General features: G+C 40.5%; 22 protein-coding genes. 5 read left to right on the top strand and 17 right to left on the bottom strand.

Features of this window, described 5'->3' with window-relative positions; translation table 11 throughout:
- Nucleotides 1-126: 126 nt before the first annotated feature.
- The 16 genes from HMPREF1128_RS01885 to radC all read right to left on the bottom strand — a co-directional run bounded on the left by HMPREF1128_RS01885 (nucleotide 127) and on the right by radC (nucleotide 17,704).
- Nucleotides 127-1,050, bottom strand: coding sequence for a DMT family transporter (locus HMPREF1128_RS01885; protein ID WP_007523729.1), 924 nt, complete (start codon nucleotides 1,048-1,050; stop codon nucleotides 127-129).
- A 3-nt stretch (nucleotides 1,051-1,053) separates the two neighbouring features.
- Nucleotides 1,054-1,965 (bottom strand): tyrosine recombinase XerC, encoded by a 912-nt coding sequence (gene xerC, locus HMPREF1128_RS01880; protein ID WP_007523901.1) that lies wholly within the window; start codon nucleotides 1,963-1,965, stop codon nucleotides 1,054-1,056.
- A gap of 123 nt (nucleotides 1,966-2,088) precedes the next feature.
- The gene (locus HMPREF1128_RS01875; protein WP_007523880.1) at nucleotides 2,089-2,376 is read right to left on the bottom strand and encodes a DUF5377 family protein; all 288 of its coding nucleotides are present in this window, start codon (nucleotides 2,374-2,376) and stop codon (nucleotides 2,089-2,091) included.
- A gap of 39 nt (nucleotides 2,377-2,415) precedes the next feature.
- The gene (locus tag HMPREF1128_RS01870; RefSeq protein WP_007523768.1) at nucleotides 2,416-3,861 is read right to left on the bottom strand and encodes an SP_1767 family glycosyltransferase; all 1,446 of its coding nucleotides are present in this window, start codon (nucleotides 3,859-3,861) and stop codon (nucleotides 2,416-2,418) included.
- Nucleotides 3,862-3,911: 50 nt separating this feature from the next.
- Nucleotides 3,912-5,978, bottom strand: coding sequence for a glycine--tRNA ligase subunit beta (gene glyS, locus HMPREF1128_RS01865; protein ID WP_007523771.1), 2,067 nt, complete (start codon nucleotides 5,976-5,978; stop codon nucleotides 3,912-3,914).
- 279 nt (nucleotides 5,979-6,257) lie between these two features.
- Nucleotides 6,258-6,623 (bottom strand): endonuclease domain-containing protein, encoded by a 366-nt coding sequence (locus HMPREF1128_RS01860; protein ID WP_007523755.1) that lies wholly within the window; start codon nucleotides 6,621-6,623, stop codon nucleotides 6,258-6,260.
- 5 nt (nucleotides 6,624-6,628) lie between these two features.
- Entirely contained in the window at nucleotides 6,629-7,894 is a 1,266-nt protein-coding gene (locus tag HMPREF1128_RS01855; protein ID WP_007523858.1) for a histidine-type phosphatase, read from the bottom strand.
- 9 nt (nucleotides 7,895-7,903) lie between these two features.
- Nucleotides 7,904-8,350: a hypothetical protein gene (locus HMPREF1128_RS01850; protein ID WP_007523658.1), complete on the bottom strand. Its 447-nt coding sequence runs from the start codon at nucleotides 8,348-8,350 to the stop codon at nucleotides 7,904-7,906.
- The gene (locus HMPREF1128_RS01845; protein WP_007523747.1) at nucleotides 8,350-8,730 is read right to left on the bottom strand and encodes a hypothetical protein; all 381 of its coding nucleotides are present in this window, start codon (nucleotides 8,728-8,730) and stop codon (nucleotides 8,350-8,352) included. Before HMPREF1128_RS01845 ends, HMPREF1128_RS01850 begins: the two co-directional genes overlap by 1 nt.
- Entirely contained in the window at nucleotides 8,727-8,990 is a 264-nt protein-coding gene (locus tag HMPREF1128_RS01840) for a hypothetical protein (protein ID WP_007523739.1), read from the bottom strand. The genes HMPREF1128_RS01845 and HMPREF1128_RS01840 overlap by 4 nt, the downstream gene beginning before the upstream one ends.
- Nucleotides 8,990-9,640: an FABP family protein gene (locus HMPREF1128_RS01835; protein WP_007523757.1), complete on the bottom strand. Its 651-nt coding sequence runs from the start codon at nucleotides 9,638-9,640 to the stop codon at nucleotides 8,990-8,992. The genes HMPREF1128_RS01840 and HMPREF1128_RS01835 overlap by 1 nt, the downstream gene beginning before the upstream one ends.
- 53 nt (nucleotides 9,641-9,693) lie before the next feature.
- A complete protein-coding gene (gene glyQ, locus HMPREF1128_RS01830) occupies nucleotides 9,694-10,602 on the bottom strand; it encodes a glycine--tRNA ligase subunit alpha (protein WP_005695296.1) in 909 nt (302 codons plus the stop codon).
- Nucleotides 10,603-10,873: 271 nt separating this feature from the next.
- Nucleotides 10,874-16,108 (bottom strand): S6 family peptidase, encoded by a 5,235-nt coding sequence (locus tag HMPREF1128_RS10140; RefSeq protein ID WP_007523761.1) that lies wholly within the window; start codon nucleotides 16,106-16,108, stop codon nucleotides 10,874-10,876.
- Between the two features lie 344 nt (nucleotides 16,109-16,452).
- A complete protein-coding gene (gene rpmG, locus HMPREF1128_RS01815) occupies nucleotides 16,453-16,623 on the bottom strand; it encodes a 50S ribosomal protein L33 (protein WP_005613503.1) in 171 nt (56 codons plus the stop codon).
- Between the two features lie 11 nt (nucleotides 16,624-16,634).
- Nucleotides 16,635-16,871, bottom strand: coding sequence for a 50S ribosomal protein L28 (gene rpmB / locus HMPREF1128_RS01810; protein WP_005599762.1), 237 nt, complete (start codon nucleotides 16,869-16,871; stop codon nucleotides 16,635-16,637).
- Nucleotides 16,872-17,026: 155 nt separating this feature from the next.
- Nucleotides 17,027-17,704 carry a RadC family protein gene (gene radC / locus HMPREF1128_RS01805; RefSeq protein WP_007523887.1) on the bottom strand — a complete coding sequence of 226 codons (678 nt, stop codon included), beginning with the start codon at nucleotides 17,702-17,704 and terminating at the stop codon, nucleotides 17,027-17,029.
- 162 nt (nucleotides 17,705-17,866) lie between these two features.
- On the opposite strand from radC, the gene coaBC reads away from it, so the two are divergent.
- The 5 genes from coaBC to crp all read left to right on the top strand — a co-directional run bounded on the left by coaBC (nucleotide 17,867) and on the right by crp (nucleotide 21,184).
- On the top strand, nucleotides 17,867-19,066 hold the full coding sequence (gene coaBC, locus HMPREF1128_RS01800; protein ID WP_007523912.1) for a bifunctional phosphopantothenoylcysteine decarboxylase/phosphopantothenate--cysteine ligase CoaBC: 1,200 nt from the start codon (nucleotides 17,867-17,869) through the stop codon (nucleotides 19,064-19,066).
- Between the two features lie 70 nt (nucleotides 19,067-19,136).
- Nucleotides 19,137-19,592: a dUTP diphosphatase gene (gene dut / locus HMPREF1128_RS01795; RefSeq protein ID WP_007523795.1), complete on the top strand. Its 456-nt coding sequence runs from the start codon at nucleotides 19,137-19,139 to the stop codon at nucleotides 19,590-19,592.
- A gap of 11 nt (nucleotides 19,593-19,603) precedes the next feature.
- Nucleotides 19,604-20,212 carry a nucleoid occlusion factor SlmA gene (slmA, locus tag HMPREF1128_RS01790; protein WP_007523773.1) on the top strand — a complete coding sequence of 203 codons (609 nt, stop codon included), beginning with the start codon at nucleotides 19,604-19,606 and terminating at the stop codon, nucleotides 20,210-20,212.
- A gap of 8 nt (nucleotides 20,213-20,220) precedes the next feature.
- The gene (locus HMPREF1128_RS01785; protein ID WP_007523824.1) at nucleotides 20,221-20,445 is read left to right on the top strand and encodes a YheU family protein; all 225 of its coding nucleotides are present in this window, start codon (nucleotides 20,221-20,223) and stop codon (nucleotides 20,443-20,445) included.
- A gap of 64 nt (nucleotides 20,446-20,509) precedes the next feature.
- Complete coding sequence (crp, locus tag HMPREF1128_RS01780) at nucleotides 20,510-21,184, top strand: cAMP-activated global transcriptional regulator CRP (protein WP_007523820.1); 675 nt, start codon at nucleotides 20,510-20,512, stop codon at nucleotides 21,182-21,184.
- Between the two features lie 183 nt (nucleotides 21,185-21,367).
- Here the strand turns inward: crp and HMPREF1128_RS01775 are convergent.
- Nucleotides 21,368-21,830: EF-Tu C-terminal domain-related protein (locus HMPREF1128_RS01775; protein WP_007522938.1), on the bottom strand; the 463-nt coding region annotated here is incomplete at its 5' end.

Genomic DNA, 21,830 nt, shown 5'->3' with positions numbered 1-21,830 from the left:
GCAATTTTTTGGTGGAAAAATCCTCTTCTTATGGATAAATTTGCAGATCTCTATACAAAAATGACCGCTTATTCACATTAGGAAGAAAATTATCCCCATCATCTGTGGATAAACCCGTGATTAACGTCAAGAATAGCGGTGAAAAAATTTATCCCCTACAGCAGCTAACATAGCCCCTATTACAACAACTATCGATCCCAAATAACTAATCAGGTTCATTTCTAATGGCTCAAAAATTTCAGGAAAAAAGAAATGTCCAAGCAAAGAAAAAATCATTGTGAAAATCGGAATCAAAGTTGTTACTAGGCTGACTTTTGAAGTATCCCATAAATTCAAAGCCTCACCATAAGAACCATAGGCAATTAAGGTATTTAAACAGCAATAAATAAAACATCCCCAAAAGAAGGCTCCTTCAATTTGTGGAATTTGTGTTGGCGTTGCCACAAAGGAAAACGACACGGCACAACAAGTATAAATAATCAACAAGATTTGTTGCGAACTAAATTGCTTTAGCAACAATTTTTGGGCAATACCATAACAAACCCAAATAAGGCTTCCTAATAAACTAACAAAGATCCCAATAGCATAAGCGCCTAATTGCAACAGCTCGTCAAACTTATCATTAAAAAAAGCAACTAATCCTAACAATAGCAATAATGAGCCTATTTTTTGAAAAAAACCAAATTGTTCTTTAAACAACAACACGCCTAAAAAAATCATCGTAAAAGGTGAGAACTGCCATAACACCTGTGTTGTAGTAGGAGAAATAGAATGCAAACTTTCCGCAATTAAAAAGAAATTACCTGAAAGCCCCAATGTACCTAAGGCAATTAACCCCAAAGTCTTGGCATTGCAAGCGGTCAATTTTGGCAGTTTTTTTGCAAATCCAAGTACTAATAACAATCCTACACTCGCAACAACAAACCGAGCCCAAACCAATGTCTGGGCATCCATTACTTTCATGACTTGTTTTACTGCAATGGGTAAACTTCCCCACATCATCGTAGCGAGTAACGCTAATACAAATCCTAAAATAGGCTTTTGAGTCATCAATTATTCCTCTTTTTTCCGTCTTGCCCGTGGATGCGCTTGATCGTAAACCGTTGCCAGATGTTGGAAATCTAGATGGGTATAGATTTGCGTGGTTGATAGCGAGCTATGTCCCAGTAACTCTTGCACTGCACGTAAATCACCGCTCCCTTCTAGCATATGTGTTGCAAAAGAGTGGCGTAATTTATGTGGATTTAGATGCGTTGCTAGCCCTTGCTTTTTACCCCATTTTTCCATAATCAACTGAATAGAACGGTGAGAAAGTCGGCCTCCACGGCGATTCAGAAATACTGCATTATCTTTCGGAGCAAAGCTAGCTCGAACAGCTAGCCAATTTTGCAATGCAGTGATAGCTTTTCGCCCAATTGGCACAATACGCTCTTTACTCCCTTTCCCGAATAAACGCACCTCTGCGCCCTCTAAATCCATATCGCCCAAATCAAGCCCTTGCAATTCAGACAAACGTAACCCTGAGCTATACATTAATTCCATCATAGCTAGATCACGCACAGCCAACGGCCCTGTTTCTTCAATATTTAATAATTCGCCAAGCTGTTCAGCATCTATATTTTTCGGTAAATGTTTTCCCACTTTTGGTGCTTTGATGCCAACAGCAGGATTCACTTTCAATACACCTTGCCCAACGAGAAACTGTAACCATTGACGAAGTGCAACAATGCGCAATCCAATACTTTTAGCACTTAACCCTTGCTTGTGGCTTTGGCTAATCATCCAGCGTACGGCACTACTATCCACATCAACCCAGTCTTTTACGCCAGCTTGAAGAAAAAGTTCGCAAGATGCCATCAGTTGGCGTTGATAATTACTTAAAGTATGAGGGCTGGCTTGTTTTTCGATACGAAGGAAATCCCAATAAGGTTGGGTTTGGGCGAAAAGCGGATTAGAATTTTGCATACAAGCGGTAAGATTTTGTTTAAGATTTACGAATTTATGATAATGACATATAACTTGAAAAAGTTACGCACGCATTGCAAATTTTCTGTAAAAAACGACCGATTGCGTGCGTAAACTTAAACATTAAGCAAGATTTAGCTGCCCAATTTTCACGCCAACATGACCTAATGCCACAGGACTTAAATACTGCCCCAAAAACTCAAACAATTCATCTAACACGGTAAACTGTTGCTGAACCTTGATATCGTCTTCAACCTTACGCACAAATTCGTAAGTTGCCTGACCGTTCTCAACTTTTACCTCAAGCGTTAAATAAACCGTTTCAAAAAAATGGTTTACATTACCCTCTTCACCGGGATCGCTTACTCGAACATTCCAATGATTGCTAAATAAAGTTTCAGTTTTTGACATTGTGTTTTCCTTTTATATAAAAATTATTGTGATGTTTCTTTAAATCCGACAGATTATTTGCTGCTCATAAACGGCATCATTCTCTAGCTTAATTCCATCTTCATTAAAATCAGCGGTATGTTTATGGGTAAATCTGACTTTTTCTGTCGCGCCCATTTTAAACCATTCATATTCCGAATCAATATGACCAATATCAATAGCTCTATAACCTAATTCGGATAAATTATAGGCTAACACTTTTGCAGTTGGTCCAAGCATAAGTAATATGAGACGATTTTCTGCATGCTGAATGATTGCTTGCTGAATTTGTTCGATGTAAGAATATGCATCTCTGGCAGGGCAAATAATTCGCTTAATGGAATGAGCATTATCAAATAAGTCATTTCCCACTCCAGAACGCGAAGTCACCCCTTCAACAATCAATAAATCTTTATCTTGCCAAAGCTGTTTTAATTTCTCGAACCAAAGAGCAGACTGGGTTTTATCTTGCCAATCGATATAAGGGCGAGAGAGAAAAGTATTCGCATATTCACTCGCAGTACATACGTTCTCATAATAAAGAGAATGATTGTTTAAATGAGTTCGCCAATAGCTTTGTGTCGAATCAATGTAAGGAGAAAGTGAATCAAACATCGGAGGCAAACAAATCAAGCGATTTTCATTGCTTTCCATGCGTAAAATATTTTCTAATTCTGCCGCTAATTTTGGATCATAATCTTGGTAAACAATCCAATTCCCTTTAATCAGGATAAATTCACCATCACCAAAACGAATCACTGAGCAAGGGTTTTGCAACATAAAATCCAAGGTTTCATCTACAGATTTCACCTTTATTTGACGAGGTAAAACTTTATGATTTGCCTGAGCAATTAGAGGTAACGTTTGGATAAGATTATCTATATCACAAAAATCACCTAATCGATGAGCCAACCAATAAGGTTTCTCGCTCGTCAATTTATTCAGCATGTCCTTGATGAAAGCCTTACGAATCAAATACATCTGACAATGTGCAAGATTGTAATGTTCTATCCGTCGGAAAAGTGCCGAATTAAGTCGCCCTTCTCCCTGATAAATTTTATCATCCCAAAACTCATGCTGACGTGAACATTCTAGTAATGCAAGCTGATACTGAGAACCTGCTAGATAACCATTCACATATTCTTGCAATGCACTAAAGTAATTTGGCGATAGCTGTAAATCTGCTTCCGCGACAATCGCAAATTCATTATCAGCAATCGTTTCATCTGCCGCTATTTTCCGCCAACATTCAATATGTGAAAGCGTATTAGCGATTTCATCCACCGTGATTTCTCGATGTAAAATCGCTTTAGCTTTTGACAAATTAAATACCGTTTCACCACCAAACTGAGAAACTAACTCAGATGAAACAGAAACGATAGGCGTATAATTGCAGCCATCTGCTTGAGCCAAGAAATGAGCAAGTTCAGTTTTCTGACTTGGCAGATAAATCACAAATCCTTTCATAGATTCTATTCACTTGATAATAAAAAGCCCCATAAAGGGGCTATTTGAGATTATTGCAATAGCGAAATATCCGCCACTTGTAGGAACAAGCCTTGTAACGTGTTTAAAATCGCTAAGCGGTTTTGGCGTAATGCTGGATCTTCAGCATTTACCATTACGTTATCAAAGAAACTGTCTACCGGTGCGCGTAAGTTCGCTAATTTATCTAATACTGCGGTGTAATCGCCTTTTGCAATAAGCGGTTGTACTTCAGTGCGTAATGCAAGTACCGCTTCAGCAAGGGCTTTTTCTGCTGGCTCTACGCAAGCGGTCAAATTAATCTTGCCAATTGCAGCATCCGCTTTGGCTAAGATATTGCTTACACGTTTGTTTGCTGCCGCTAACGCTTCTGCTGAATCTAAAGTACGGAAGTGTGAAACCGCACGCACACGCGCATCAAAATCAGCAGGGCGAGTTGGACGACGCGCCAATACCGCTTGAATCACATCCACTGCGATACCTTCATCTTGATACCACGCACGGAAACGACCAAGCATGAAGTCCACCACATCAGCAACCACATTTTGATTCGTGAGTTTATCACCGAAAAGTGCGGCTGATTTTTTCACTAAATCTTCTAAATCCAGCGGCAAGTTTTTCTCTACGATAATACGTAACGCACCTAATGCTGCACGACGTAATGCAAATGGGTCTGCGCTGCCTTTTGGTGCTTGGCCGATACCGAAGATACCCGTTAAGGTGTCAAATTTATCCGCTAAAGCGACCGCACTTGCAACAAGTGATTTTGGTAATTCATCACCCGCAAAGCGTGGCATATACTGTTCGTTTAACGCCACCGCAACTTCTTCATCTTCACCATCATGACGAGCATAGTGCATACCCATTACGCCTTGTGTATCGGTGAATTCGAATACCATGTTGGTCATTAAGTCACATTTTGACAGCAATCCCGCACGTTTTGCTTTCGCTTCGTCTGCACCGATTTGTTTTGCAATTTCACCTGCCAGTTGCTCAATACGGTCAGTTTTGTCTTTCAATGTACCCAGTTGTTGTTGGAACAACACGGTTTCTAAACGCGGTAAACGATCAACCAGTTTTTGTTTTAAGTCGGTTTTGAAGAAGAATTCCGCATCGGTTAAACGTGGACGAACCACTTTTTCATTCCCCTCGATAATCGCGGTTGGATCTTCTGGGTTGATGTTCGATACGAAAATAAAGTGCGGTAATAATTTGCCGTCTTTGTCATAAATTGGGAAATATTTTTGGTCGCCTTTCATAGTGTAAACCAAGGCTTCCGCAGGCACGGCTAAGAAACGTTCTTCAAATTTTGCCGCTAAAACATTTGGATATTCCACCAACGAAGTCACTTCTTCAAGCAGGCTTTCTTCAATATCAGCCACGCCGCCAAGTGCAGTCGCTTTGGCTTGAGATTTTGCAAGGATTTCTGCTTTACGCTCGTTGAAATCGGCTACCACAGATCCTTTTTCACGCAATAATTGCGGATATTGGTCGGCATGTTGAATTTCAAATTCTTTTTCACCTAAGAAACGGTGACCGCGGATGGTGCGTGCGCTTGCTACACCTAAAATTTCACCTTCAATTAACTCATCACCCAATAACATAGTTACGGTGTGAACCGGACGGATAAACTGCACGGTTTTGTCAGCCCAACGCATTGGTTTTGGAATTGGCAATTTCGCCAACGCATTTGCCACAATGTCGTTAAGTAAGTTTTTGGTTGGCTGCCCCTCAATTTTTGCACGATGAACTAACCATTCACCTTTATCAGTTGAAATGCGTTCTGCTTGCTCAACGGTAATACCACAACCGCGCGCCCAGCCTTCAGCTGCTTTTGTTGGTTTACCTTCCGCATCAAAGGCTGCAGACACTGCAGGTCCGCGTTTTTCGATTTCTTTGCTTGGTTGCTGTGTGGCTAAGTTCAACACTTTCACCGCCAAACGACGCGGTGCCGCAAACCATTCGATCTTGTCGAATGATAAACCCGCTTGGTTTAACTCCGCTTCAACGTTATCCGCAAAAGAGGTCGCTAATGTTTTGAGAGCTTTTGGTGGCAGCTCTTCCGTGCCGATTTCTACTAGGAAGTTTTGGGTTGTCATTTTGTTTCTCTTATTTAAAAATTCTGTAGATTTAAATTCTTATTTTCTTCGTTATTACTTCTGCCAAATCTCCCCTACCCCTCTTTGCTAAAGAGGGGATTGGATCTTTGGAGAGTTAAATATTTACGTCCTACTTTAACGTTTTTTGAAAGCAGATAATTTAATCTTTATTGACATTAAAATGTAAATGAGTCAGTTACTATCAATTTACTAAAGAATTCCCCTCTTTAGCAAAGAGGGGTTAGGGGAGATTTGGCAGATGTTAATCCAACCTCATACTCAATCAGCCCTTACATTCTCTAAAAATAAATAAATTTGCTCGACTACCGCTTCAATTTCACACATGACTTCATCATTACTAAATCGCATCACCGTAAAACCAAGTGAATTTAATTCTGCATCTCGCAATGCGTCTTTTTCCTGATAATCAGGTTCATAGTGCTGACTACCGTCCAATTCGATAATCAACTTTGCTTTTGCACAATAAAAATCAACGATATAACTTAAAAGTGGCTTTTGTCGATTAAATCGAAAACTTAATAATTGATCTCGATTGATGCGTTGCCATAGCTTTCTTTCCGCATCCGTTTGATCCACTCGCAATTTTTGCGAATTCTCTTTTAAGTATTTTTCATAGGGTTGCATGAACGCTATTTCTTACCGTTCTCAATCCCTTCACTCAACACCTTTTTAAACTGCTCATAATCACAAAAACCATGTTCATCTTTTTCACAGCCCTTGAGGGTTAATGCCGTTTGGTTTGGTGGTGTCGCTAAACTTAATGGCGTGATATTAATCAGCTGTTCAGTGGTTTGATAAACATAATCCAACTTAAATTTGAGCTTACCACTTGGTTTATGTTTCCACACTTCAAATAGTAACTTGCCACCGATTGGGATATTTTCCAATGAATCATCTAATTCATAAGGTTCAACACCTAGTGCTGCAAGCAGGGCAACAATATTAGAATCGTGTCCAACCAATAAGTTAATTTTGTTTTCACTATTTAGCTGTTGCTGAATAAATGCCAATAGCGGGTATGATGCATTTTGTGCTAACGCTTCGTTATTTTTAAATAATGTGCGGTAATATTCGTTTTTAATTTCGTTAATTGCACGCCATTTTTCTTGGCTATCCACTCGGCCGTTTGCGATTTCTGAATCAGGTTTACCCACATAATGTGCGAGCAATAATGCACTGACAATTTTCTTCCCGGTGCTGATAGAACCAGTAATCTTGACCGACTTGCCGTCTTTAATACTATATTCACCGACTTTTCCACCTAAATCACACTCGCCTTTTTGCAAGCAGTTTGGTGAGTTTTTGTAATCGATGATTTCACTTAATAGCGCATAATTTGGTGCTAATTTTTGCTGTAAAGCGGTTAAATCAACATTATTTTTTGCAGATTCAATCAAGGCTTGACTTGGATTATGCGCCTGCGTATTAAAAATTGGATCTTTTTCTGAACCAATTTTACCGTGATGTTGCAGTTGAACATTACAGCCCGCAAATGCACCAGAAACAATCGCTTGCCCTGTTGCAATGGTGCGTTGCACACCATTCGCATAAGCGAAAATACCTTCGCCCGATGCACAACGTTCTGTTGTTAGTAACCCTTTATCTGCAAGCCATTGACCTAAATACTGTCCGAAATAGGTTTCTAGCACCGTCCCTTTTGCAGTGAGATAGCCAGATGGTACATTCCATTTTGCCCATTCATAAGGGGAATATTTCGCCATTTCTTGCGGATCTTTTTCCACTGGTGAACGCAATCCGTGTCGGCTGAAAATCAATACTTTCTCTAATTCATAATCAGAACTTGAGGAAGTTTGACCATTTTCTGTTGCAAACGCACTACTTGCTAAAGCTGAGCCAAGCAAAAGTGCGGTGAATTTTAGGGTTATTTTTTTCATATTCGAGACCTAATCATTTAATGTTGAAATTGAGCTATAAAAATTCAAGGCATATTTGGTGCCGTAAACTAACACCATAAATACTGCAACAATATTGACTACCGCAAAAAAGATTAGTTGTTTACTGTTGCTCTCCACCCAGAGCATTTTAAATAATGCGAGCGTACCAATATTTTCATCAAGTTCGCTCTCTCCGCTTAGTGTTCTTAAGATTTTCAGCATCTTGCGTACAAAAGCGACAGTATTTATTGCCATGACGCTGAGTGCAATAAATCCTGAAGCCAAACTTAAAAACAGCACTAGCACATTACTCCACGCCCAATGTGTCCAATTCAGCTCAGAATACATAAATAACGCGAGTGATAAAAACAACACAGCGGGTGTTAAATTTCGCAAAAACATTAAATAGTCATCACCAATTCTAAATAAAAATTGCAAAAAACTGACTTTCTTCATTACTTACGAATTTTCCAACTTTTCTTGGTTTTCATTAAACGCACTTTGCCGTCTTTGGAGACATAGCCGCCTTTGACTACCTCTAAAATCGTGTTTTCAGGCAAATCAGAAGCAAACACTTCAACCTGTTGCTTATCTTCCGAAAGAATGCCATAAACCGCTTGAGTTTTATTGGCGGGATCGTCTAACTTAATTTCCGCTACATCAAACACTTGTACGCAAGCTTTTTTCAAATAAGAATAAGACTGACCCGCACTGGGTAAGCAACCGTGAGCATCGGTTTCCCCGCCCACGGTTGGTATTTCAGCTTGCGGTTGTGCATTGCTACAAGCGGTCAAAATCATCGCTGAAGTTGCAAAGGCTAACGCTTTTTTCATCATTTTAGAAAAATCTCTTTTAATTTGGATTCATCTAAAATAACACGATCATCATCTAACAATAATGCCGGAAAGCCTGCATAGCCTTGCGCTTTGGCATTATCAAATGCTGGGTGACGATCACGCAAACGCAACCATTGTTTCAAATTTGGAATAGAAGATAAGACTTCCACAGCCTCATAATCCACGCCTAGGCGTTTTAATTCCGCCACAAATGGCGCTGTATCAGGGCAATCTGCCGCATAATAGAGAATGGGTTTCATTATTCACCTCCTTGTTCTGCTGCCGCGGTTGGGTTTAATGTCGGTTCGCCAATTTTTGTCAAACGGTTACGATCACGATGTTCAAATGGTGCATCATAATTTGGGATAATCATGGTTGTGGTTTGATCATATGACCAAGTGCCATCATCATGGAATTTCACCGTCATTTCAAAACTTTCCGTGGTAAATGAACGTTCTAAAAACGGATTCGAAATGATGCCGTTTGTTAATGAACCGCGTACCGCTTTTACCGTAAACTCTTTCGCATCCGCCGGTGCATTACCGACTGCAATAAACGCTTGACCGCGTGGAATGCTACCCGTTAACAAAATATTGCCAGTTTCAGGTTCCCATAACCAGTAACCGACTTGATCATGGAAGGTTTCTACCTCGCCCGGTTGTACAATATGAGCGTGATAACGCAATCCATAATAGAGTTGCGGACCATTAGTTTGACCATCTGTCGGATGGGCTTCATAACGTTCGATATAAGGATCTTTTTCTGGCCCTTCTGCTTTCGGGTTGATATCCACACCACGCTTACCTTCCCAAACACCTGCTAATCTAGCCAATGGGCCTAAATTCGCGAGTGTATTAGGATCAGTTTCTGCTTCCGTGTAGATATCGTCGGGGTATTGAAAATCTTTCATCATTTTCTCCTTATATCGTTGTGTTAATGCTTAAAGTGCGGTCGTTTTTCGCTTTATTTTTTACAACCAGGGAAACCTAAGGCTTCACGGCTCGCATAGTACGCTTCCGCCACGCCTTTAGTTAATGCACGAATGCGTAAAATATAGCGCTGACGCTCTGTGACCGAAATCGCCTTACGTGCATCTAACAAGTTGAAGCTGTGTGCGGCTTTTAAAATGCGCTCGTAAGCCGGTAATGGTAACGGACGTTCTAATTCTAATAAACTTTTCGCTTCTTTTTCGTATTGATCGAAGCAGTAGAATAAGAAATCGGTATCTGCGTATTCAAAGTTATAAGTTGATTGCTCTACTTCATTTTGATGGAATACATCGCCATAAGTCGTTTTGCCCAGCGGGCCGTCAGACCAAACTAAGTCATACACAGAATCCACACCTTGAATGTACATCGCTAAACGCTCTAAACCATAGGTCACTTCACCTGTTACGGGTTTACATTCTAAGCCACCCACTTGTTGGAAATAAGTAAATTGGGTCACTTCCATACCGTTTAACCACACTTCCCAGCCTAACCCCCAAGCCCCTAAGGTTGGGTTTTCCCAGTTATCTTCCACGAAACGGATGTCGTTTTGCGTTGGATCAAAACCGAGCATTTCAAGGGAACCTAAATAGAGTTCTTGAATGTTGTCTGGAGACGGTTTAATCACCACTTGGAATTGGTAGTAATGTTGTAAACGGTTTGGGTTTTCGCCATAACGACCATCGGTCGGACGACGTGAAGGTTGCACATAAGCAAATGCCATTGGCTCTGGGCCTAATGCGCGTAATGCAGTCATTGGGTGAGAAGTCCCTGCGCCCACTTCCATATCAAAAGGTTGAACAACAGTACAGCCTTGATTTGCCCAATATTCTTGCAAGGCTAAAATCATGCCTTGGAATGTTTTTACGTTGAATTTTGTACTCATAATTTTTTTAATAACAATGTGATGAAAAATACAGGCATTATACTTGAAACTATAAGGCGGATAAAGGCGAAAAAGTGCGGTCAGAAAATCTTGGATCTTATATCACACCAAATTTTTCTGTTGTTGGCTAAAGTTAATCTAACTAAATTTAAAAGAGATTGATCAAAAGATAACGAGCATAAAAAATGAGAGTCTCTTTATTCTGACATATCCCTATGCTAAATAAAGAAAACTCTCATTTTGAACATTGCTGTTTACTTAAATACGTTGCCTACCAACGATACCCTAATTTCACGCCAAGTGTTCTCTGTTTACTTAATTGTGAACCTTGAGATTGAGCCGCATATACCGACATATGGAAATGCGAGATCTCACCACTTACGCCCAATTCTTTTTGCCAATAACGCCCGAACTGTTGTTGTAAAGTCGCCTGATTGACTTTAGTTTGCACACGAGCATTTGACGCATCGACATAATTTACCGAGAAATAAGGTTTAATTGTCACATCTTGAGCTGGTGTAAAGGTGTAATCTACCTTAACCCCTGTAGTATAGCTATTAAATGCTATTTTCGGTGTCTGGATATTTACACCTTCGTATTGGTAATTTTCACCTTCGATAAAGTGACGACTTACACCTAGATAAGGCTGTACACCTAATTCGCCTAAACGGAACTGATAGTTCGCATTAAGGCCATAACTCATCACACGACGATGGATTTTTTGGCTTTGTTCACCTGAGATTTTACTTGAACTCACCCCATAACCGGAGTTAACACCCAATTGCCAATCATGCCATTGATATTGTGCAAACGCTGACACCATCGTGAGATCCATCTGATTGGAGATTTGATCATCAAAGGTATTATTAGCACGACCATGTGAGAAAATAGCCCCAATCCGTCCATTTTCAACTTTTTTCTTAACACCAATTTGGCGTAAATTCATATTTTGTTGATAAGCACGGAAATCATCTGAATCATAACGTTTTTTATCTTGCGTAATATTCGTCCATACTGAAAGATCTGAATCCGAAACCAAAACGCTATCAAGCTCATGTTGAACTGAAAGCATACTATTTACCGTTGCAGACAATTCAGAAAGAGCGCTATTTGAATAACGACTAATAAGCTCTTTTTGCTTGTGAGTTTCTTCTGCTTTACGAGCCTCTTCCGCCTTGCGAGCTTCTTCGGCTTTACGTGCTTCTTCGGCTTTACGAGCTTCTTCTGCTTTACGTGCCTCTTCCGCTTTACGAGCCTCTTCCGCTTTGCGTGCCTCTTCAGCCTTACGAGCTTCTTCCGCTTTGCGTGCCTCTTCAGCTTTACGAGCTTCTTCGGCTTTACGAGCTTCTTCCGCCTTGCGAGCTTCTTCCGTCTTGCGAGCTTCTTCGGCTTTACGTGCTTCTTCGGCTTTGCGTGCCTCTTCCGCTTTGCGTGCCTCTTCCGCCTTGCGAGCTTCTTCAGCCTTACGAGCTTCTTCGGCTTTGCGAGCTTCTTCAGCCTTACGAGCTTCTTCAGCCTTACGAGCTTCTTCAGCTTTACGAGCTTCTTCGGCTTTACGTGCTTCTTCGGCTTTGCGTGCTTCTTCGGCTTTGCGTACCTCTTCAGCTTTGCGAGCTTCTTCAGCCTTGCGTGCTTCTTCGGCTTTACGAACCTCTTCAGCTTTACGAGCTTCTTCAGCTTTACGGGCCTCTTCCGCTTTACGTGCTTCTTCAGCTTTACGTGCTTCTTCCGCTTTGCGAGCTTCTTCCGCTTTACGAGCCTCTTCTGCTTTGCGTGCCTCTTCAGCTTTGCGAGCTTCTTCGGCTTTATGTGCCTCTTCAACCTTACGAGCTTCTTCGGCTTTACGTGCCTCTTCCACTTTGCGAGCTTCTTCGGCTTTACGTGCTTCTTCAGCTTTACGAGCTTCTTCTGCTTTGCGAGCTTCTTCTGCTTTGCGAGCTTCTTCTGCTTTGCGAGCTTCTTCAGCCTTGCGTGCTTCTTCGGCTTTACGAACCTCTTCAGCTTTACGAGCTTCTTCGGCTTTGCGTGCTTCTTCGGCTTTACGAACCTCTTCAGCTTTACGAGCTTCTTCGGCTTTGCGTGCTTCTTCGGCTTTACGTGCTTCTTCCGCTTTGCGTGCCTCTTCAGCTTTGCGAGCTTCTTCCGCTTTACGTGCTTCTTCAGCTTTACGTGCTTCTTCCGCCTTGCGAGCTTCTTCAGCTTTACGAGCTTCTTCTGCTTTACGAGCCTCTTCAGCTTTGCGTGCCTCTTCAGCTTTGCGAGCTTCTTCAGCTTTGCGTGCTTCTTCAGCTTTGCGTGCCTCTTCAGCTTTACGAGCTTCTTCAGCCTTGCGTGCTTCTTCAGCTTTACGTGCTTCTTCAGCTTTGCGTGCTTCTTCAGCTTTGCGTGCTTCTTCGGCTTTACGAGCTTCTTCGGCTTTCCGTGCCTCTTCAACCTTACGAGCCTCTTCGGCTTTGCGAGCTTCTTCGGCTTTACGTGCCTCTTCAGCTTTACGTGCTTCTTCAGCTTTACGTTGTTCTTCCGCCAAGCGTTTTGCTTCTTCCTCTTTGCGTTGTTCTTCTGCTAAACGTTTCGCTTCTTCCACTTTACGTTGCTCTTCAGCAAGGCGTTTTGCTTCTTCTGCTTGTAGTTCAGCCTCTTTCATTGGGCTATAAAGGCGGTATTGATTACCATCTTTAACCAATTCATAACGCCATGTCCCCGCATCCACATAATTATCTACGAGAGTAACATTAAGCCCAGAAGATGGCATTTGCTGAAGCGTCATCAGAGTCAGGTGTTCTAAAGCGGTTGGTTCTGCACCTGTATTATGCACTTTTAATTTAAAATCACCTTGCGCTTGGCCATTAACTTGTAACTTATCTCCTAAATATTGGTTTAGATAAGTACGATAATTAAAAATACCGTTACCATTTAAATTGCCGCTGATCGTTAACGTATTAAATTGGCTATTGTTCGCTTGAGTAACAAAATCTGGATTCAGCGTAATTTCACTATTATTGAGTGCCAAACTACCTAAAGTAGTACTTGCAGGCATTGTCCAATTTGCGTTTTCTAAATTAACCGTTGTGCTTTCTGTCCCGCTAATTTGATGTGAAAAACGACTATTCGCTAAATTAAACTGAGCAGAATCTGATAATGTTACATTTCCCATTAACCGTGCATTATTCACAGTAGCATTCGCCTGATTAACAAGGTTTAACAAACCGGTTTGGGTTGCATTATGGCTTAATGTAAATTGACTATTCTGTGCTAAACTCACGTTACCGATTAAATCAACTAAGCCAGATGCCACCGCACTTGCTGAGCTCATTAGATGCACGTTACCATTGACTTTTGTTCTTGGTAATGAGTCGATTGTTTTCTGTTCTGTTAGATTTTCTGATTTACATTCTGTTAAGCCAGTCCAATCTGAACGGATACACACCAAATTCTCTTGATTTGGTGTCACACCAAAAGTGGCTTTAGCATTATTGCTTAATTGCCAATTACCATTAATTGCAGAAACATTGCGAGAAACGACCGCTTGTCCGTTCTGAATTTGGAAATTCTCAGCTGTAAAAGTGCGGTTAATCCAATCATCATCAATGATCACCTCTCCTCGGGTTGAACCTTCCATTTTGGCATGATTTTGATTTAAATGATTGTAAGCATGAGGCGTTGGACGACCGCTAAAAACTAACGTACCGCCATTTTGCGTGATATTGCCGTTTAAATTTGTCCCCCCAGAAAGCAACAAATGATTTTCTGCATTAACTGGTTGATAATTCACATTTAAACGACCATTTGTTTTGGCTTTATCTTGCTCACCAAACCAACCGTTAAATGCGATATATTTTTTATTGGTTAATTGTTTTGCATCACTATTAACAGTGGCATTTCCTGTAATGGTAATATTGGCTGCCTGAGTTTCATTACGGTTAACCAACATCGCACCTTCATCGATATTTTGAATACGCTCGAAGGTTAATGAATGACCGTTAAGATCTAAACGCCCACCACGGAAACCAAAATAAATGTTGTTCGGATCCACTTGGTTTTCGCTATTCAGTTTAACTGTTGCTCTCCCGCTAACGATCCCGACTTCTTTAAAGGCTTGCTTTTGACCCGCATCATCTGCTTGTTGATCTAATACAACAAGACCATTACCCACACTCAGGCTTCCTAAGTTTTTCCCTTTACCATTAACAAGTAAGGTTCCCAGCCCAATTTTGGATAAGCGATCGCCTTCCGGATTATGTACTTGCCATTCAACCGTACTTTCTTCTCCAACAGAGACACCAGCGCCTTGCCAAGTCACGGTGTTATCACTTGGTTTAACGGCAAAATCCCCTTCAAAATATAAGCCACCAGCTCCCTGATTTACCGTATTTTCGATAGTCAGTGTACCTTTTCCCATATCCCCTAAGTAGATATTTTTACCATGATGTAATGCTGGCGACCATGGATTCGGCCCTTTATAAGTTGGAGCTTCATCACCATTATTTCCGCCACGAGAATCAAATGGTAAAGCGCTATTATACAAACCAATGGTTTGGGAACGTCTGCCATTTTGCGTAATGGTGCCATTTCCATCTTGAGTTGTTTTTAATGTGTAATTTGCGTTATTTAAAAAGAATCTGGCAGCAAGATCTTGCTCTAGAACCTCTTCAAGATAATCTTGGCGTGCAATTTGATATCCATTGCCCACCGCAGCATAAGGATGCCCTTCACGTAACACACCGTTTAATAGCCATTTTCCCTGTTCCTTATCATAAATAAAGAAAGGAGAGCCACTATCACCTTGAGCGCCTGCAATTGGCAATGGACCATATTCATTAGGGGTTTGCACTCTGCCATTTAAATAGAGATGACCATCTCCCGTGCCGCCATCCATAAAGGTATTACCACCAGTAAGCCAAGCACCGCCATAGGCCAAGTCTGCGTTTGTATTATTGTTATCATCTTTCCAATATTGATGACCACTACCGACACGAACACGCATTGGGTATTTTTTCAAATCGGTATAAACCTTCCCATTCATGCGAGAAACCATTTCAATAGGCGCAACTTCAGTGACAAATTTAGCAAGTCTTGGATGTTGATAGTCTGTCATATAACGGTGCGTACTATCATTTTTATAGTTATAACGTTTGACGACTTTATATTTGAAATTGTGCTGATCGGGATTATGTCCTGTCATCCCAAAATCAACATCTTGATAACCTACATTATGCGCAACACTGATTAACGTTTGATCACCAACCAACGTCGCATATCCACCTTTTGCTAGGGAAGATAAATCAGGCATAGGTACACCTTTCATCATCGTACCTATCATTTCTCCTTTTTTATTGTAGATATCAATATCTTGAGCACCGACTGTGAACTTCCCTTTATTCTCAGCAAAATCACGATAATATTGGTAATTAATCCCAAAATAAGTATGTCCTGCCGATGCTTGCGAGGCTATCCCTAATGAAACGCAAGCGGTTAAAAAGTTAAGACGAAATGCAATTTTTTTCATAAAAATTACCTAAAAAGACCTCATAATTAAAATAATGAAACATAAAAGTGCGGTTATTTTCTGAAGGGATTTTAATCAAACCATTAAAAGGCACTGGAGAATATAAAGGCAGGATTTATGCTATAAATAATGGCTTAAAACGTAAATTTTAAGCCATTAGGATTTTTAAAATATATTTTTCGGCGATTATACTTGAAAGTAGCCAGCTAATAAAGGTTAAAAAATGTCAAATTATGATGAAAATTAAGCAGCTTAATTTTGCAAAAAATTGGCAAAATTAAACCGCTTGTAATTGCTCATAAAAAAACCCAAGCCTTGCTTGGGTTTTTGAAATTTGACTAAAATTATTTGATTTTAGCTTCTTTATAGATAACGTGTTTACGCACTACTGGATCAAATTTTTTGATTTCCATTTTTTCAGGCATATTACGTTTGTTTTTGTCAGTTGTGTAGAAGTGACCTGTTTCTGCTGTAGAAACTAAACGGATTTTCTCACGAGCACCTTTAGCTGCCATTTGTTAGCTCCTTAGATTTTTTCGCCACGAGCACGGATTTCAGCTAAAACTGCATCAATGCCTTTTTTATCAATAATGCGCATACCTTTCGCAGTTAAGCGTAAAGTTACGAAACGGTTTTCACTTTCAACCCAGAAACGGTGAGTGTGAAGGTTTGGTAAAAAACGACGACGAGTCGCGTTTAATGCGTGTGAGCGGTTGTTACCAACTGCTGGACGCTTGCCGGTTACTTGGCAAACTCTTGACATTTTAATTCTCCAATTACTTAAGTAAGTTATATGGTTCGGGCTATGGGGGCTGACTCAACACAGCATACCCACTACCTCGTCAGGTATCCACCCGACCAAAGTCATATTTAAAGACTTGCGATTATACGCATCTCAGAGTCCAAATTCAAGTGTTATTACATTTTCGCTTGGACTTTCTCTTCGGTAAAAGAAAAATAGTCACCTTTTCCAACAATAATATGATCCACAAACCGAATATCAACAAGATCACACGCCTGCTCCATTTTTTGGGTTAATTGTCTATCTGACTCACTTGGCACACAGCTGCCTGAAGGATGATTATGCGCCACAATAATTGCTGCAGCATTGTGTTTTAATGCGACTTTTATCACTTCTCTTGGGTAAACACTAGTTTGATTGATAGTGCCGAAAAACATTTTTTCGGTATGAATTAAACGATGTTGGTTATCTAAAAATAATACCATAAACACTTCTCGTTCATAATCTTCCAATTCAGCCTGAAAGTACATAATCGCCAATAATGGATCTGTGATACTCGCTTTGGCTTCCATTTCTTGAGAAAGGTAGCGCTTGGTCATTTCTTTAGTCGCCTGTAATTGTACATATTGTGCTAAGCCTAATCCTTTTATTTGGCAGAACGTTTCTTGACTAGCACTTAACAAACCGCGCAACGAGCCAAAAGCAATCAACACACTTTCCGCTAAATTCATGACGGGGATTCCTTTTATGCCGGTGCGAAGAAAAATTGCTAACAACTCTTCATCTGTTAATGATTGCGCCCCGTATTGCAATAATTTTTCTCGCGGCATCAACTCAATTTCTGATTGTTCCATTTTTGCTCATGCTCTTTTTAAATAGGCTTAGCATAAAATGGCAAAGCTCGTCCTGCAAAAACTCATCCTAAATTTTTCGAGTCACATCGCAAAAATTTTTGGTTGTGAGCATTTGCTTGTTTCGTTAAAATACTGGAACTATTTTCACATTTATTGAAAGCCATGCTCACAAATAAAAAAATTCTCGTTGGTATCACTGGCGGTATTGCTGCTTACAAAACCATTGAGCTCATTCGCCATTTCAAAAATGCAGGTGCAGAGGTGCGCGTTGTACTAACACCAGCTGCAGAAGCTTTTGTTACCCCGCTTACTTTACAAGCCATTTCAGGCAATGCGGTCTCTACTTCTCTGTTAGATCCACAAGCAGAATTAGCAATGGGGCACATTGAGCTGGCAAAATGGGCAGATCGTATTGTGATTGCGCCTGCTTCAGCAGATTTTATTGCGCGCCTTCGCTTAGGCATGGGAAATGACTTACTCTCTACCCTTTGTTTGGCAACAAGCGCACCAATCTTATTGGCACCAGCCATGAACCAACAAATGTTCAAACAAGCAGCTGTACAAGAGAATTTAGCAATTTTAGCTCAGCGTGGCATCACCTTTATTGGTCCGAATAGTGGTTTTCAGGCATGTGGTGATGTAGGCAAAGGCAGAATGTCTGAACCTATGGAGATTTTCCAAGCAGTAAGCGATTCATTTAATCTGCTACCAAATCTCGCTGATATCAGTGTTGTTATTACTGCTGGCCCAACTCAAGAAGCTATTGATCCAGTACGATATATTTCTAATCATAGTTCAGGAAAAATGGGCTTTGCGATTGCTGAGGCTTTTGCAAAACGAGGCGCAAAAGCCACACTCATTAGTGGCCCAGTTAATTTAGCAACACCGGCTAAAGTTAAACGAATTGATGTAGTTTCAGCCGAGCAAATGGCAGAACAAGCGGTCAAATTTGCACAACAATCTGCAATTTTTATTGGTTGCGCTGCTGTCGCTGATTATCGTGTTGCGGAAATTGCTACCCAGAAAATCAAGAAAACTAACGATAACGATGAACTTACGCTGAAATTGGTCAAAAACCCCGATATTATCGCAAGTGTTGCCCATTTAACGGAAAATCGTCCATTTGTGGTCGGCTTTGCAGCAGAAACGCAAAACGTGGCAGAATATGCCAAAAGCAAACTTCAACGTAAAAATTTAGATATGATTTGCGCCAATGATGTTTCTGGAGGGCAAGTTTTTGGACAAGACCAAAATGCACTCCATCTATTTTGGCAAAATGGCGAGAAAATCTTACCGCTTGCTGAAAAAGGCAAATTAGCAGAATTATTGGTTAATGAAATTGTTGAACGTTATCGTAAATAACACATTCAAATAACAAATGATTCGTTCAACCAAATTAACATAACCCATTTCTTTAAAGGTAAAAATGACCATGAAACAAATTGATTTAAAAATCCTAGATAGCCGTATTGGCACCGAATTCCCGCTGCCAACTTATGCAACTGAAGGTTCAGCCGGCCTAGACTTACGCGCTTTAATTGAAGCACCAATGACCGTTGAAGCCGGACAAACCGTGTTAATCCCAACGGGTATTTCAATCTATATTGCAGATCCAAATCTCGCAGCAGTCATTCTTCCTCGCTCGGGTTTAGGTCACAAAAATGGGATTGTGCTGGGCAATTTAGTTGGCTTAATCGATTCAGACTATCAAGGGCCATTAATGGTTTCTTTATGGAATCGTAGCGATAAACCATTTACTATCGAAGTAGGCGACCGCATTGCACAATTAGTTTTTGTTCCTGTTGTACAGGCAAGTTTTAACATTGTAACCGACTTCCAACAAACAGAACGTGGTGAAGGCGGTTTTGGTCACTCAGGCAAGCAATAATTCGAGAAACTATGACAGAACCAAAAATCAAAATGCCCAAAAAATCCATTAAAGAGCGCCAAGAACAAGTATTGGAAGTGCTCATTGGATTATTGAATTCAGAAGATGGAATGCAACGTGTCACCACGGAACGCTTAGCACAAGCGGTTGGTGTGTCTGAAGGTGCGCTTTATCGCTACTTCCCAAGCAAGTCCAAAATGTTTGAGGCATTGATTGAACGTATTGAACAAACGCTTACCCGTTATATTTACACTTGCAAACGCAAAGAACAAACAACCGCGACAGTCATCAAAGCGATTCTTTATACCATTATTGAATTTGCACGCAAAAACCCTGGGGTAACTCGTATTCTAACCGGCCATGCACTTATGTTTGAAGATCAGTTGCTCAAAGCTCGTATTGCTAAATTCTTTGATGGATTAGAGTTACAGCTAACTAATATTCTGCAAATGCGTAAATTGGAACCGGGAAGACGGTTTGAAGATGAGCGCCTTTTAGCTGGCTATTTGGTAAGTTATTGTGAAGGACAATTTCTACGTTTGATTCGCTCAAATTTCACCTCCAATCAACATCAAAATTTTGAAAAACAGTGGAGCATGATAAGACCTCTGTTTGACTAGGAGAATCTATGATCATTCCATGGGAAGAGCTAGAAGAAAGTACGCTTTATAACGTGTTGGACTCTTTCATTCTTCGAGAAGGGACAGACTACGGCAGACAAGAATTATCGCTTGAAGAAAAAAGAGCGCGTCTGCTAGCGCAATTAAAGGCAGAAAAAGTGGTAATTGTTTGGTCTGAATTACATGAAAGCCTAGATATTAAGGATAAAAAATCCTTTTTAGGTTCTCACTAATTTCTATGCTAAGATACCCCGAACTACCTCTAAATCATCAAAAGAAGCGGAAACAGGAATTTTTATGCAAGATATGACGCTTAGCACGGCACCTATTGATAATTTAACTCCATCACCCTCGATCCACGATCCTGTAGTCGAGTGGTTTTTAACTCAGTGTCATGTTCATCGCTATCCAGCAAAATATACACTTATTCAAGAAGGCGATGATGCCGATTCACTTTACTACATCGTAAACGGTTCAGTTTCTGTGTTTGTCAAAGATGATGAACACAAAGAGATGCTGTTAACCAACTTAGGGCAAGGAGAATTTCTAGGCGAAATTAGCTTGTTTGAAGAGAAAACTCAACCTCGCACAGCTTGGGTAAAAACCAAAGAAACCTGTGAAATTGCAGAGATTTCTTATAAAAAGTTCAAACAAATTATCCATATGAATCCGGATATTTTAATGTATCTTTCTGCCCAAATGGCGCGCCGTCTCAGACAAACCTCTCGCCAAGTGAGCAACCTAGCATTCTTAGATGTGGCTGGCAGAATTGCACAAACCTTAATGAATTTGACAAAGCAACCCGATGCAATGACCCATCCTGAAGGTATGCAAATTCGCATTACCCGTCAAGAAATCGGACAGATGGTTGGTTGCTCCCGTGAAACGGTTGGCAGAATCTTAAAAATGCTAGAAGATGACGGTCTCATTTCTGCGCATGGTAAAACCATCGTAGTGTATCGCGCTCGCTAAACGATTTCTTTATTCAACAAGCGGTTAATTTCTACTAAACTTTTGCAAAAGTTAGATAAAAATTAACCGCTTGTTTTTATTTTTAAATATCACAAAAGACATCCAATTTTTAGATACAAAAAGGGCATATCTTACGATATGCCCTTCTCGGATATTGCTATCTCTAATTAAGCTTAAACTTAATTATTTGATGATTTTCGCAACAACACCAGCACCTACTGTACGGCCACCTTCACGAATCGCAAAACGTAAACCTTCATCCATCGCGATTGGGTGGATTAATGATACTGTCATTTTGATGTTATCGCCTGGCATTACCATCTCTACGCCTTCTGGTAACTCGATTGTACCTGTTACGTCAGTTGTACGGAAGTAGAACTGTGGACGGTAACCTTTGAAGAATGGAGTATGACGACCACCTTCTTCTTTTGATAATACGTAAACTTCTGATTCGAAGTCTGTGTGTGGAGTGATTGAACCCGGTTTCGCTAATACTTGACCACGCTCGATTTCTTCACGTTTAGTACCACGTAATAATGCACCAACGTTCTCTCCCGCACGACCTTCGTCTAATAATTTACGGAACATCTCTACACCAGTTACTGTTGTTTTCGCTGTATCTTTGATACCTACGATTTCAACTTCA

Origin of the sequence: Haemophilus sputorum HK 2154, from assembly GCF_000287615.1 — a bacterium.
In the GTDB taxonomy this organism is placed as follows: domain Bacteria; phylum Pseudomonadota; class Gammaproteobacteria; order Enterobacterales; family Pasteurellaceae; genus Haemophilus_A; species Haemophilus_A sputorum.
Note: the sequence above shows the minus strand (reverse complement) of the source record. Positions and strands in the feature narration are given on the sequence as shown.